This is a genomic window from Vibrio bivalvicida (assembly GCF_001399455.2).
GTDB lineage: Bacteria > Pseudomonadota > Gammaproteobacteria > Enterobacterales > Vibrionaceae > Vibrio > Vibrio bivalvicida.
Window position 1 is genome coordinate 147,895 of sequence record NZ_LLEI02000075.1, and the last position, 12,903, is coordinate 160,797.

11 protein-coding genes are annotated in these 12,903 nt (G+C 45.4%); 4 read left to right on the plus strand and 7 right to left on the minus strand.

Features of this window, described 5'->3' with window-relative positions:
- Window positions 1–51 precede the first annotated feature (51 nt).
- Window positions 52–648, plus strand: a complete 597-nt coding sequence (locus tag APB76_RS19765; protein ID WP_054962356.1) for an acetate uptake transporter — start codon at window positions 52–54, stop codon at window positions 646–648.
- A gap of 159 nt (window positions 649–807) precedes the next feature.
- Here APB76_RS19765 and APB76_RS19770 read toward each other — a convergent pair whose 3' ends face one another.
- Window positions 808–2,346 (minus strand): alanine/glycine:cation symporter family protein, encoded by a 1,539-nt coding sequence (locus tag APB76_RS19770; RefSeq protein ID WP_054962355.1) that lies wholly within the window; start codon window positions 2,344–2,346, stop codon window positions 808–810.
- 314 nt (window positions 2,347–2,660) lie between these two features.
- Window positions 2,661–3,911 carry a D-amino acid dehydrogenase gene (locus tag APB76_RS19775; protein WP_054962354.1) on the minus strand — a complete coding sequence of 417 codons (1,251 nt, stop codon included), beginning with the start codon at window positions 3,909–3,911 and terminating at the stop codon, window positions 2,661–2,663.
- A gap of 104 nt (window positions 3,912–4,015) precedes the next feature.
- Between APB76_RS19775 and APB76_RS19780 the strand changes: the two genes are divergently transcribed.
- Window positions 4,016–4,921, plus strand: coding sequence for a LysR substrate-binding domain-containing protein (locus tag APB76_RS19780; protein ID WP_049846535.1), 906 nt, complete (start codon window positions 4,016–4,018; stop codon window positions 4,919–4,921).
- Between the two features lie 130 nt (window positions 4,922–5,051).
- Window positions 5,052–6,029 carry an ion channel gene (locus APB76_RS19785; RefSeq protein ID WP_054962353.1) on the plus strand — a complete coding sequence of 326 codons (978 nt, stop codon included), beginning with the start codon at window positions 5,052–5,054 and terminating at the stop codon, window positions 6,027–6,029.
- 9 nt (window positions 6,030–6,038) lie between these two features.
- Here the strand turns inward: APB76_RS19785 and APB76_RS19790 are convergent, their stop codons facing one another.
- Together APB76_RS19790 and APB76_RS19795 are read right to left on the minus strand one after the other, a co-directional pair.
- The gene (locus APB76_RS19790; protein ID WP_054962352.1) at window positions 6,039–6,578 is read right to left on the minus strand and encodes a hypothetical protein; all 540 of its coding nucleotides are present in this window, start codon (window positions 6,576–6,578) and stop codon (window positions 6,039–6,041) included.
- 148 nt (window positions 6,579–6,726) lie between these two features.
- Entirely contained in the window at window positions 6,727–7,452 is a 726-nt protein-coding gene (locus tag APB76_RS19795) for a DUF3581 domain-containing protein (protein WP_054962351.1), read from the minus strand.
- A 232-nt stretch (window positions 7,453–7,684) separates the two neighbouring features.
- Between APB76_RS19795 and APB76_RS19800 the strand changes: the two genes are divergently transcribed.
- Complete coding sequence (locus tag APB76_RS19800; RefSeq protein WP_054962350.1) at window positions 7,685–8,953, plus strand: O-acetylhomoserine aminocarboxypropyltransferase/cysteine synthase family protein; 1,269 nt, start codon at window positions 7,685–7,687, stop codon at window positions 8,951–8,953.
- A 147-nt stretch (window positions 8,954–9,100) separates the two neighbouring features.
- On the opposite strand, the gene APB76_RS19805 is transcribed toward APB76_RS19800, so the two are convergent.
- The 3 genes from APB76_RS19805 to APB76_RS19815 all read right to left on the minus strand — a co-directional run bounded on the left by APB76_RS19805 (window position 9,101) and on the right by APB76_RS19815 (window position 12,724).
- Window positions 9,101–10,384: a hemolysin family protein gene (locus APB76_RS19805; RefSeq protein ID WP_054962349.1), complete on the minus strand. Its 1,284-nt coding sequence runs from the start codon at window positions 10,382–10,384 to the stop codon at window positions 9,101–9,103.
- A 111-nt stretch (window positions 10,385–10,495) separates the two neighbouring features.
- Entirely contained in the window at window positions 10,496–11,818 is a 1,323-nt protein-coding gene (locus APB76_RS19810; RefSeq protein WP_054962348.1) for an MBL fold metallo-hydrolase RNA specificity domain-containing protein, read from the minus strand.
- A gap of 135 nt (window positions 11,819–11,953) precedes the next feature.
- Complete coding sequence (locus tag APB76_RS19815; RefSeq protein ID WP_054962347.1) at window positions 11,954–12,724, minus strand: 1-acylglycerol-3-phosphate O-acyltransferase; 771 nt, start codon at window positions 12,722–12,724, stop codon at window positions 11,954–11,956.
- Between the last annotated feature and the right edge of the window lie 179 nt (window positions 12,725–12,903).

The following is a 12,903-nucleotide window of genomic DNA, read 5'->3' on the forward strand; positions in this document are numbered from 1 at the left end:
TCACTAAAATTTGCGCGTAAATTTTATTAACTTTTTTTAAAGGTGCGCAAAATGTCAACAAAACTGGCGAACCCGGCTCCATTGGGCCTAATGGGTTTCGGTATGACAACCATCCTGCTAAACATCCACAATGCAGGTTTTTTCCCTATTGATTCAATGATCCTAGCAATGGGTATTTTCTATGGTGGTCTGAGCCAAGTTTTTGTCGGCATGATGTGTTTCAAGCGTGGTGATACTTTTGGTACTACGGCGTTTACTTCTTACGGCCTGTTCTGGCTAACATTGGTTGGAATTCTTGTTATGCCATACATGGGGCTACCAGCAAGCCCAGCAAGCTTTATGGGTTGGTACTTAGCGTTATGGGGTATTTTCACAGGCTTTATGTTTATTGGCTCACTATGCTACCCAGTAGCAAAGCAAGTAGTATTTGGCTCACTAACAATCCTATTCTTCTTACTAGCAGCGCGTGATTTCACAGGTAGTCAGTTCATCGGTACTATTGCGGGTATTGAAGGTATCTTCTGCGGCGCGAGCGCGATCTACTTCGCTATGGCACAAGTACTGAACAACGAATATGGCCGTACTATCTTGCCAATTGGTGAGAAAAAGCCAGCAGTAGAAATGCCTCTAGAGCAGGTAGCGGCATAATTAAAAGAATTTAGTTGATGATGTGCCTGAAGCAACATTGACTAAACCTAAGTTATCTAACTTAGTAAATTTTTGGGAACAATAAGATGAAAGGGGTTAGCCATTGGCTAACCCCTTTTTTTACCACTGCATTTTCTTATTTTTTATAGCGTGTCGCTATTAGGTTGAAGGTTGTTCAACCGGTTTGGACTCTGGTTCAGCCGTTGGCTGCTTGCCAGTTTTACGGCGGTACTTGTCTTCCCAGTAATCAGCACCTTTGATGCCTAGTTTTACTGGGTTGAACGTGTACTCTGTAACACCTTGTTTTTGTTGCTCTTCATAATCATTCAGAGCTTTCAAAGCAGGCTTAGACATGAAGAAGATGATCAAGATACCAACGATGTTTAGCCACGCCATTAGACCTACACCTACGTCACCCATTGCCCATGCAAGGTTTGCTGTCTTAACTGTACCGTAGAACACGACTGCGATTAGTGCCACTTTTAGTAGGAACATCAGTCCATTAACTTTGATGTGGCGACGGATGTAAGCCACGTTAGTTTCTGCGATGTAGTAGTAAGCAAGAATCGTAGTAAACGCGAAGAAGAACAGTGCGATTGCGATGAATGGTTTACCAATGCCTGGTAGTGCACTTTCAATTGCCATCTGAGTGAATACCGGGCCGTTTGCAGCAATATCAGCAGCAACGTTCTGTACTAGGAAGCCTTCAGCGCCATGAACGTTGTATGCACCAGTGATGATGATCATAAATGCAGTTGCAGAACATACTAGTAGTGTATCGATGTAGATAGAGAACGATTGTACTAGACCTTGTTGCGCAGGGTGATCAACGCTCGCTGCTGCCGCTGCGTGAGGACCAGTACCTTGGCCTGCTTCGTTTGAGTAAACACCACGTTTAACACCCCAACCGATAGCTGCACCAACACCTGCCATAGGTGTGAATGCATCGCCAATGATCATAGAGAATACGCGTGGTACTTCACCGATGTTGAGAAGGATGATGATGAAGGCTGTCACAATGTAAGCAAGCGCCATGAAAGGAACAACAATCTGCGTGAAGTTAGCAATACGTTTAACGCCACCGAAGATGATAAACGCTAGGATGACTGAAATCAGCGTACCTGTGAAGATCTTCGCAAAGCTGAATGTACCGATAGCTGTTTCAATCATTTCACCAGAACCGAATGCTGCTTCAACCGCATTACCGATACTGTTTGACTGAACGCCAGGTAGTAGGAAACCACAAGCAAAGATAGTCGCGATTGCGAAGATCCATGCGTACCAAGTTTGACCCATTGCTTTTTCAATGTAGTAAGCCGGACCACCACGGAACTGGCCTTCGTCTTCTTCCTTGTAGATCTGTGCCAGTGTTGACTCTGCGTACGCTGTTGCTGCGCCAAAGAAGGCCACAACCCACATCCAGAATACTGCACCTGGACCACCAAAACCGATAGCCGCCGCAACACCTGCAATGTTACCTGTACCCACACGACCAGATAGCGAAACCGCTAGTGCTTGGAATGATGAGATACCCTTAGTAGAACTTTTCCCTGAAAGAAGTAAACGCCACATTTCACTAAAGTGACGAACTTGAACAAATCGAGTCATGATCGAATAGAACAAACCAGCGCCAAGGCAAAGGTAAATCAATACCGGGCTCCAGATAATTCCATTCAGAAAATCAACTAATGACTGCATAAGTATTTTCCCTGTTTTGTTTTATAGTGGTTGTTTTCTGAACAGGATATTACCCTTTCTGTAATGTAATTGTTAATTTATTTATTTGTTAGTGTTAATTAGCGTGACCCAAAACACAAAGTGCTAAAAAATTGTTAAATAGTAGCGATTGATTACTTACTGAGCTTCAATTGGAACGCTATATGGTCGATTGGGGAGGTTTGGTGGTGGATTATACGTACGACAAATAACCCAAATACGTTGCTATATATTTTGTTAATAGAACGTAAATGAGTTAATTGTGTTGATGTGAAGAGTACGGTTTAGCTTAGCTTTTAGGCATACCTCTCCATACTGAGCTCTGAAAGAGGCTTCTGACCGTTTGATGCCATCAACTCGGCTAAGATATCGGCTGAACCACACGCCATCGTCCAGCCCAATGTTCCATGCCCAGTGTTGGTGAACAAATTGCTGAACTTTGTTTGGCCTATGATTGGCGTTCCATCCGGTGTCATGGGGCGAAACCCTGTCCAGTATTCAGCCTGAGAGAAATCAACGCCTTGTGGGAACAAGTCACTGACGACGTGGTTTAGTGTTGCGAGACGCTTGTCGGGTAAAGCAGGATCAAACCCGGCCAACTCTGCGGTGCCTGCGACACGGATCCTTTGGTCAAAGCGGGTGAGTGCCACTTTATAGGTTTCATCCATAATGGTGGACGAAGGGGCTTGCCGTTCGTTAGTGACTGGCAGGGTCAATGAGTAGCCCTTAACCGGATAAACCGGAATATCGATACCGATCGGGTTAAGTAGAGCTTTCGAGTAACTGCCTAATGCGACCACAAAGTAATCAGCACTTAACGTCCCTAGAGAGGTTTTAACACCCACCACCTTAGTGCCTTCCGTCAGCAGAGCCTCAACATCTGTGTTAAACATAAACTCAACCCCAGCTTGCTCTGCCATCTTATGCAGCTGTTGGCAAAACAGATAGCAATCTCCGGTTTCGTCATCAGGCAGGTAAAGCCCGCCAACCAACTCACCTTGCATATTGGCCAGCCCTGGTTCTTGATTGAGACATTGCTTGGCATCGAGTAATTTGAACTGGGTGCCACTCTCTTCTAGCAGCGCCATATCTTTTTCTACGGCTTTAAGCTGGGCAGAAGTGCGGAATATTTGCAGCGTGCCTTGAGTACGTCCTTGGTAATCGAGCTCAAACTGTTGGTTTAATGCGGCTAAACACTCACGGCTACGATTGGCGATGGTAAGCATACGAGATTTGTTGACACGGTACTTATCCAACTGGCAATTGCCGAGCATTTGACTCGCCCAGTGGAGCAAATCAGGGCTGAGGGAGGGCTTAATTTTCAGCGGGGCATGTTGTTCAAATAGCCACTTAATGGCTTTAGTGGGAATGCCAGGCGCAGCCCAAGGCGAAGAGTAGCCATATGAGATTTGGCCTGCATTGGCAAAGCTAGTTTCTTCTCCCGCTTTAGCTTGTCTGTCTATCACAGTGACATCGAATCCAGCTTGATTTAAGTACCAAGCACTGGTTAATCCGATGACCCCACTCCCTAAAACAATCACCTTCACGAACGTTACTCACAGTTTGAAATTTTGCTAAGGATGAATAATTTACATCTGCTTAACAATCGATAAGAATTGATATTGGGTTTTAGTTTTTCTAAAGGCTTAATATGAAATCGACCTTGCTGCATGGGGTGAATTTGATCTGCATTGTTGCTCGGCACCAGAGCTTAACGAGCGCAGCTAAAGAGCTGAACCTTACACTCGGGGCTGTCAGCCAACAACTTCAGCAAATTGAACAACGGTTAGGGTTTAGTGTATTTGAACGTCATGCTCGTGGAATACGTCTAACAGATCAGGGTAAGAAACTGGTTGATGCTACGAGTCACCACTTTGCTGCTATTGAAGAGAACGTTTTTCAATTAACACAAGTTTCTGAGCGCAAGCAGATTCGCCTCAAACTAACGCCTTCTTTTGCCTTTAAATGGCTGGTTCCAAGGCTAGAAAACTTCCACAAACTATATCCTGATATACAGATCCACACTTTTGCCGAGGGAGCCTTGGTCGATAGTGATAAGCGTAATTTCGATATTGCAATTGATTACGGGTCTTTGCCTTATAAGCACTCAGAAGCCGAGTTATTAATGGAAGAAATGCTCATCCCCGTGATGAGCCGAGAATATTTTTCTGTCCACTCCAAGCTGGTGGAAGGTAGCAGCGCATGGGAAGGAGTGACTTTACTCCATGACGTAATGCCTTGGCAGGGAGCCGAGAAAGACTATGAGTGGTTGTATTGGGCTTCACAACAGCAACTCGATTTCGCAACCAACCGAGGACACTTTTTTAACCGTACCGATATGGCAATGTCGGCTGCAGAGGCCGGAGTTGGAATCGCCCTCGCAAGAGTTGCTTTACTGGGAGATGAGATCGAGCAGGGAAAGTTGGTTGCGCCTTTTACTGCAATTGAAGCCAATGCGGGTTATTTTGTTCTCACTCATATCGATGATCCATACACCAGATTGTTCAAACAATGGTTAAGAGAGCAGGTGAAGGGTAACAAAAACTTTCCCAGCTAACTCAGCGACTAAGAAATAGTCATATTAATTAAATTATAAATAACAATGGCGAGCCCATATGCACCCACTACACTTAATATTGTGTCTAGCTTGGCCTTTGCCGAGATAGATAATGTTAGGGGCAGCGCATATGGAATCTCACCAAGGCCAATGCAGCTATCAAAATCCAGATGGCTGGTGCTGTGATCAACCGTGTGGGGAGTCAGGATTGTGTTACTGGCATGACCCAAAAGTCGATAAAAGCAAAGACAATATAAAAGACAAGGTTGAACAATGGGCCGCAGCAGGTAAACCTTTAGACGGATTTCAGTTGGCAAGAACAAACCTCGAAGACCTTGATTTAGTAAACCGAGGCTGTAAAGAAGGTTATCAATGTCGAGATGTGGATTTTTATCGAGCAAATTTAACGGAGGCTCATTTTTTTGGCTTAGATTTACGTGGCTCATCTTTGATGAAGGCTAAGTTAATTGGTGCAAATCTACACTGCGCCAAACTAGACAACTGTAACTTACTCGGTGCTGAACTTTCTCGTGCCAAGCTTGAAAATATCGAGTGGGGAGGGTGTCTTAAGCAAGAGTTGGAAGCGAAAAAAGCGCTGAGGCAGCGTGATCGTAAGAAATCAGTCATGCTATGCCAAGAGGCTGAAGAGGTGTGCCGCAATATTCGTAAGCAGTGTGAGAAGCAAGGGCTGTTTGAAATGGCGGGAGACTTCTTTAAGCGCGAGATGCGTTATCGGCGTTATCAAATGCCACTTCTGAGTGTAAAAAGGATGATCTCCAAGTTGGTAGATGTCTTTTGTGGCTACGGAGAAGATCCAATTCGCGTAGTAGGCTTTTCTATCTTTTTGATTTTGGTCTGTGCATTGGCTTACTTCTTTTTGGATACCACCGGAGCCCACCCTATTTACGAGGGAGTCACTGGGTGGAAGTTCTATGTACTTGAGTTCTTCAACTCGCTTTATTTTAGCGTAGTGACATTTACTACATTGGGGTACGGCGATATATCGCCCGTCGGCTTGGCACGCTTTATAGCGGCCTGCGAAGCTTTCTTAGGCAGCTTTACCATGGCGCTGTTTGTGGTGGTGTTCGTTAAGAAGATGACTCGTTAATGCAAAGCGCTATTCTGCCTTGATGTCACTTTTTAACCAGTCACTGAGGATGATTTGATCGTCTTTGTACTGGTTAGAAAAGTGCTCAATCAGAGCAGCAAGGTGCTCGCCCGTGTCACACATGGTGTCGGCAACTAAATCTTCAGAGACGGTAATCGCGCTGCCTTGAGGGCTAGCATTTGTCGCTATCTGAACAGGGACAATAAACTTCGACTTACTTTCAAAATGACACTTTTTTAGTCGCCTAGCTTGCTGGTGGATATTGGCTTTTAACTCTTCGGTGTAGTCTTGGTCAACAAGGTCAATGTCGACTGGGAACACCAAACCACGATAAAGAATAACAACCTCGATATCCAAATTAGAATCTGCTTGCGACAAACCCAAAACAATATCGCCCGCCAAATGTGGTAGTTGATTAAATTGCTGTTTAAGTAGGTCAATTTTTGTCTTCCAGTCTGAAGTCGGTTGAGAAAGCTGCGTGCAGATGTCTGAGTTTTCAGATTGGACAAAATCAAGAATTGAAGCGAAATATTGGGCGTGTATAGTCATCTTGGTTTATTGGCAAATAAGCGAAAAGCAGAGGCTAACCAAGATAGTAGAGTGAGGCTAGCGAGTTATCTGAATTGTTTGAACTTAGTGTCGCGGAAAACAAAAAGGGTCACCAGATGGTAACCCTTTATGCTGAAACTCTTGCTGATTAAGCGGCGTTGGCAAACTCGGCTAAGAAGCAATCTTTACGCGCGTTAAAGCGCTCTACTAGGTCGTCAACCGCTTCTTGATTATAAGGTTTTAAGCCGCTTGCCACCATGCGCTTAATGCCTTTGCCAACCACTTCGCCATCTTCTTTAAAGCTGAAGTTTAGTGTGACAACACCGCGCTTGCCTTCAACGTCAAAGGTCGCACCAGCGAATTCAACTTCAGGATGAGTCAGGTCAAGGCGATCAAATTCAACTTCCATACTTTCATAAATTACCAATGGACGCTGGCAGTTGATCATCATCTGTGCTTCTTCCATCAGTGGAACCATGATGTGCGGGAAATTCATGCCAGAGAACTGAACATAGCTCGTAACTACGTGCTCGATAAATGCAGCATCGCGGCTTACTTCACCTTCGTGAGACATGTGTAAGTATTCCTTCGCATTGTCATCGACTAGCGCACTTTCTTTCTCACATTTGTTCTCAATCGATAGCGAAATCCCATCGTTAACCATACCTGAGAAATCAAAGCGCATTTTCTGGCTAATGCCTTCTTTGCTTAGCAATACAGCAAATAGCAGATCGCCAGGTACACAGAAGCGTTTGTTATCTTCGTCGTGGATAGGGTTAAAGTCGCCCGCTACCTTTTTAGCAAAGTGGCTTGCTTGCTGGCGAGTGAACTGGAACTGATTGTTATCTTGTGAAAAATACGGTGACAGAAACATACTTTTATTCATGTGGCTATAACTGCCGCGCAGTATACATGAAGCTATGCAATTAAATGGTCTATCCAGATGATCTTGACCAAAGCTTAACCTTAGCACACAAGGCAATATTGAAAGTAAGGCGACTCTGAGTGTGAATGAATCCACATATTTGCGTAAATAATGAACAAGTTAATGCTAATTACTGATATGACAATACACAAAATTTACGTTAATCACGCAAGGAAGGCACATGAAAGACGAAACGCTCTCGATCCACTTTGGTTATGAAACCGACCCAACCACAAAATCAGTTGCGACACCAATCTATCAAACGGTCGCTTATGAGTTTGACAATGCTCAGCATGGCGCCGATTTGTTTAACTTAGAAGTCCCGGGCAATATTTATACGCGCATCATGAACCCAACTAATGACGTGTTGGAAAAACGCATGGCAGCTTTGGAAGGCGGGATTGCCGGTCTTGTTGTGAGTGCGGGTAGCGCGGCAATCAACTATGCGATCCTGACACTGGCTCAGGCTGGCGATAATATCGTTTCGACGCCTCAGCTATACGGTGGCACCTATACCTTGTTTGCGCACATGTTGCCAAGCCAAGGGATTAACGTGAAATTCGCTAAAGATGATAAGCCCGAGAGCCTTGCCGAGTTGATCGATGAAAATACCAAAGCAGTGTACTGCGAAAGTATTGGTAACCCAGCTGGTAACATCATTGATTTGGAGCGTGTGGCCGAGCTTGCTCATGCTCAAGGTGTTCCGGTTATTGTTGATAATACCGTTGCAACACCTGCGCTTTGTAAGCCCATTGAGTTTGGTGCCGATATTGTGCTGCACTCGCTAACCAAATACGTTGGCGGTCATGGTACCACGTTAGGCGGTATTATTATCGACTCTGGCAAATTTCCGTGGGCACAGCATAAAGACCGTTTTCCTGTGTTTAATCAACCGGAGCCGTCGTACCACGGTGTAGTTTATACAGAAGCTTTCGGTGAAGCAGCGTTTATTGGTCGTGCGCGTACTGTGCCACTGCGTAATACGGGTTCAGCCTTATCTCCAATGAATGCCTTCATGCTAATGCAAGGGCTAGAGACATTATCTCTGCGAATGGAGCGTCATACTGAGAACGCAATGAAAGTCGCCGAGTACTTACAGCAGCACGACAAAGTCAGTTGGGTGAGCTACGCAGGTTTACCAAGCTCTGAGTTTTACCCGCTGGCAGAAAAGTACATGAAGGGTAAACCATCTGCGATTTTGTCTTTCGGTCTAAAAGAGGGTTACAACGCAGGTGTTCGTTTCTATGATGCGCTGCAGATCTTTAAACGTTTGGTCAACATTGGTGATGCGAAATCACTGGCTTGTCACCCAGCCTCGACCACACACCGCCAGTTAAGTGAAGCGGAGCAGAAACAAGCAGGAGTATCACCTGAGATGATTCGTTTGTCCGTAGGTATCGAACATATCGATGATATTCTTGCTGACTTGGAGCAGGCGCTTAGGGCCTAGAGAGAACGGGCTTCGCCCTGCGAGAAACGAGAACGGACTGCGTCCTATAGAACGCTACGCTCCGAGATGAAAGCACTAAAGGTTGACGTTGTACGCCAGCCTATAGAATTGTTTCGTTTCTCGTTTCTCGTTTCTCGTTTCTCGTTTCTAATCTCTTTCCGTTCTTAAACTCACCCGAACCTGCAATATTCGGTTGTTCTGTACTTTTAGAATCTCAAACTGCCATTCTTGATAAGCAATCACTTCACTTTCTGCAGGGACTCGGCCGATTAGCCAGGTTAGAAAGCCATTGAGGGTTTGGAAGCCTTCACTTGTTTCCCCCTCAATGACGCTGATATTTAAACGGCGTTTTAGCTCACTTAGTGGGATCAGAGCGTCCATCCACCAGCTACCATCTTGATGTTGTCTCGCCCAAGTGTGCTGTGGGGCCAAGCCTAACTCTCCGGCGACAGATTCTAGAATATCGTAGTGCGTCACCAATCCTTGGATGTCTCCATATTCATCGACGATAAAAGCCATCTCACAGTTGTATTGCTGCATTTGATTGAGCAAAGGTAAGCCTTTCATTGACTCAGGGAAGTAAAGTGGCTTTCTGACCAAGCGAGCGATTTTTCCAATCGAAAGTGACTCATATTGGTCGAGCAGCACCTTAGATGAAATTGTGCCGATGATATTGTCTAAGCTTCCATGACAGACTGGCCAAACCGAATGCTGAGTATGACGTATTTGCATTAGGCATGACTCTATCGGCTGCTCGATGTCGAGGTAATCCATATCGCAGCGCGGGGTCATCAAAGAGGTCACTAGGCGATCATTCAAATGCAGAATATTACGGATCATCTGCTGCTCTTGAGGCTCAATCGCCCCCGATTCTGAACCTTCACTCACTACCGCAAAGATATCTTCCTCTGTGACTTGCTCGCTATCATCACCTTGTTGGCGAAACAGTTTGAGAAGTGCATCGGTTGATGTGCTCAGCAATAACACAAAGGGTGTGGTCACTATTGCCAGCCAATGAATAGGATAGGCGACAATAATGGCAATTCTCTCGGCATTACGCTGAGCAAAACGTTTAGGCACCAGCTCACCAACCACAATCGCGAAGTAAGTGATTAACACAACGACGCTTGCGGTTGCGACGATAGAAGCCAATTCGGCATCAAGTCCTTGTCGTGTAAGCCACAGAGCAAAAGGTGTAGAGAGGGTTGCTTCACCGAAAATACCACTCAAAATACCAATCGCGGTAATACCAATTTGGATGGTTGATAAAAAGCGGGTTGGGTTGTTTTTTAGCTCAAGAGCGAGCTGCGCTGAAGACTGAGTTTGAGCGAGCGCTTTTAATCGGCTCGACTTCGCAGCCACAAGCGCCAGTTCTGACATGGCGAACAGGCCATTAAGGGTGATAAGCCCCACCAGTATGAATATGTCCATAGAGAATTCCAGCGATAAACACTTGTTCAGAATAGCGTCTCTTTAACTGAAAAGATATGAGCGCAGTGGCGAATAGTATTTGTGGTTTCGATTACGATTATTGATGTCAAACTATTGGTTAACGTGATAACCAAGATCGTGAAGCTCACGAGCAAACTTGTCCTGAGTTTCGGGCTCGCCATGAATTAAGTGAACCTGTTTCGGTTTGTCGGCAATGCCATTGATAAAGCGCAGAAGATCGTGTTTATCAGCATGGGCAGAGTAGCCCGACATGGTATGAACTTGCGCTTTAACCTCTATCTCTTCACCATCAATTTCTACTTCCATTGCGCCTGTTTGTATTTCTTGACCCAATGTCCCTTGCGCTTGGTAACCTGCCAAAAGTACATCGGTGTTCTCTAGCGGCAGCAGCGCTTTGAGGTAGTCCATAATACGCCCCCCCTGACACATACCAGAAGCGGCGACCACTATTGCGGGCTCTTGGGTCGATTGCAGACGATTGACCAAACGCTGGTGGGTCCGATGATCTTCGACCGTAATGCATTGCTCAAAAGCCAATGGGTGACGGTGCAGTTCTAATCGTTGTTTGGCTTCTTGCCCCCACAACTGTTTGAAATGGCGATAGGAACGAGTGACACGCTGAGCCATTGGCGAGTCGAGAATTATAGGGATAGAAACATCTATTTGTTGGTGGTGGATGAGCTGCTCAATATCGAACAATAATTCCTGAGTGCGCCCAACACTAAACGCAGGAATCAAGATCGCTCCTCCATCTTCAAGAGAGCGTTCTATGATGGCTTTCAATCTTTCTGCTCGAGTTTTTATATCGTCGTGATTCTTATCACCATAGGTGGTTTCAATCAACAGATAGTCGGCACGTTCGGGTGATCTCGGATCGGGCAGAAGAGGGGTATTGCTTGGGCCTAAATCGCCAGAAAAGACCACCACCTCTTGATTGGCTAAGCGCACTTCGACAAAGGCAGAGCCGAGTATATGCCCCGCTGGTTGAAAACGTATCGTCATCGAACCAAGGGGGTTAATCTTGTCGAGGCAATGCCAACAATTGTAGTCCAATGGCTTAATCAGGCGACGTACCTTGTTTAACACTCGCTCGGTTTGTTTACGGTCTAAACCGAGTTGCAGCTTTAGGCTATCTTCGAGCATTAATGGGATCAGCTCGGCTGTTGCGGTGGTGCAGTAAATAGGTTGGTTGTAGCCAGTTGCGAGTAACCATGGCAGTCGACCTATGTGGTCAATATGGGCATGGGTAATGACAATCGCGGTCAAGTGAGAGGTTTCAAATTCAATATCCAAAGGCCGAGCATCGGCGCCTTGAAACAGCCCGCAGTCGATAAGAATTGCTTGAGCCTCTGATCTGAGCTCATGGCAAGAGCCAGTAATGGTTTGTTTGCCGCCATGGTGAATGATTTTCATGTTAATTCCTCGCAACCTTTCAAGCTGACTGTGCCGACAAAGCTATTTTACGACAACTAACCCACTCAAATTTGCGAGGATTGAACACCTTTGGCAGTAAGCTATAGAGTACTCAGTGGTTTATCTGCGACTGAGTTACTCTTTGATCGTATTATCTTGCGTGTTTACGCTAAAGCTATGCTGCGCTTCGAGAGCCGCCACTTCTTTATCCAGCTCAGCGATTTTAGCTTCCATTAACTGATGACAATGCTCTGCAAGAGCGCGGGCATCACTCAGGCTGTAATTGGTGGTATCAATTGGCTCAAGCATTTCAGTGATTACCACACCATTGTTGCGGCGGTTAAGGTCAATCTTGTTATGCGTGGTGCTCACCACCATAGGTGTGATTAGTACGCCGGCTTCAATTGCCATACGAAAGGCACCGGTTTTGAACGGTAGCAGTCCTCTCCCTTTGCTGCGGGTACCTTCCGGGTAAGCCCAAACGGACAGATCGCGTTGGTGGATGGCTTCCGCAACTTGCTTAATCGTATCGCGAGCTTTGGACTTATCTTGGCGGTTAATCAAAATATTGCCAGTGATCCAATACAGTTGACCAAAAAACGGTACCCAAAGCAGTTCTTTTTTACCTAATGAAACGGTACGTGGTCTTAGCATTCCCGGTGAGGTAACAAAGTCATACACGCTTTGGTGGTTAGATATATAGACACTGTTTTTCTGCGTAGGCGCTCGCTCTAGACCGCGTTGAATCAACTTTAAACCAACCAATTTGTGTAGCTGGTTAAACCAACGGCAAAAGAAATACACGTGCCTTGGGTTCCTTGGGCTAAACAGGCAATAAACCATAGCGAAGAGGGTCATAAACACAATATAAATAGCAGCCAATACAAGGCGAAGAATACTTAACAAAACGCGCTCCTTCCGTTATCCAATCCACAGGTATGTGGTCAATCTGGTTTACACAGTTAGAGTTTTAATTCTATTTAACTAAATTGCAACAAGTTTTACTGGCTCTTGGGGGGGAATCAATTATAAAGCCAATTACTATGCAGTAAGTTCCACTTCGGTAGCAAAGCTATGTCTTCAAG

Bases quoted from the DNA above. Each gene is read 5' to 3' on its own strand.
- APB76_RS19765 (WP_054962356.1), top strand. From the start codon at position 52: ATGTCAACAAAACTGGCGAACCCGGCTCCATTGGGCCTAATGGGTTTC.
- APB76_RS19770 (WP_054962355.1), bottom strand. From the start codon at position 2,346: ATGCAGTCATTAGTTGATTTTCTGAATGGAATTATCTGGAGCCCGGTA.
- APB76_RS19780 (WP_049846535.1), top strand. From the start codon at position 4,016: ATGAAATCGACCTTGCTGCATGGGGTGAATTTGATCTGCATTGTTGCT.
- APB76_RS19785 (WP_054962353.1), top strand. From the start codon at position 5,052: ATGGAATCTCACCAAGGCCAATGCAGCTATCAAAATCCAGATGGCTGG.
- APB76_RS19790 (WP_054962352.1), bottom strand. From the start codon at position 6,578: ATGACTATACACGCCCAATATTTCGCTTCAATTCTTGATTTTGTCCAA.
- APB76_RS19795 (WP_054962351.1), bottom strand. From the start codon at position 7,452: ATGTTTCTGTCACCGTATTTTTCACAAGATAACAATCAGTTCCAGTTC.
- APB76_RS19800 (WP_054962350.1), top strand. From the start codon at position 7,685: ATGAAAGACGAAACGCTCTCGATCCACTTTGGTTATGAAACCGACCCA.
- APB76_RS19805 (WP_054962349.1), bottom strand. From the start codon at position 10,384: ATGGACATATTCATACTGGTGGGGCTTATCACCCTTAATGGCCTGTTC.
- APB76_RS19810 (WP_054962348.1), bottom strand. From the start codon at position 11,818: ATGAAAATCATTCACCATGGCGGCAAACAAACCATTACTGGCTCTTGC.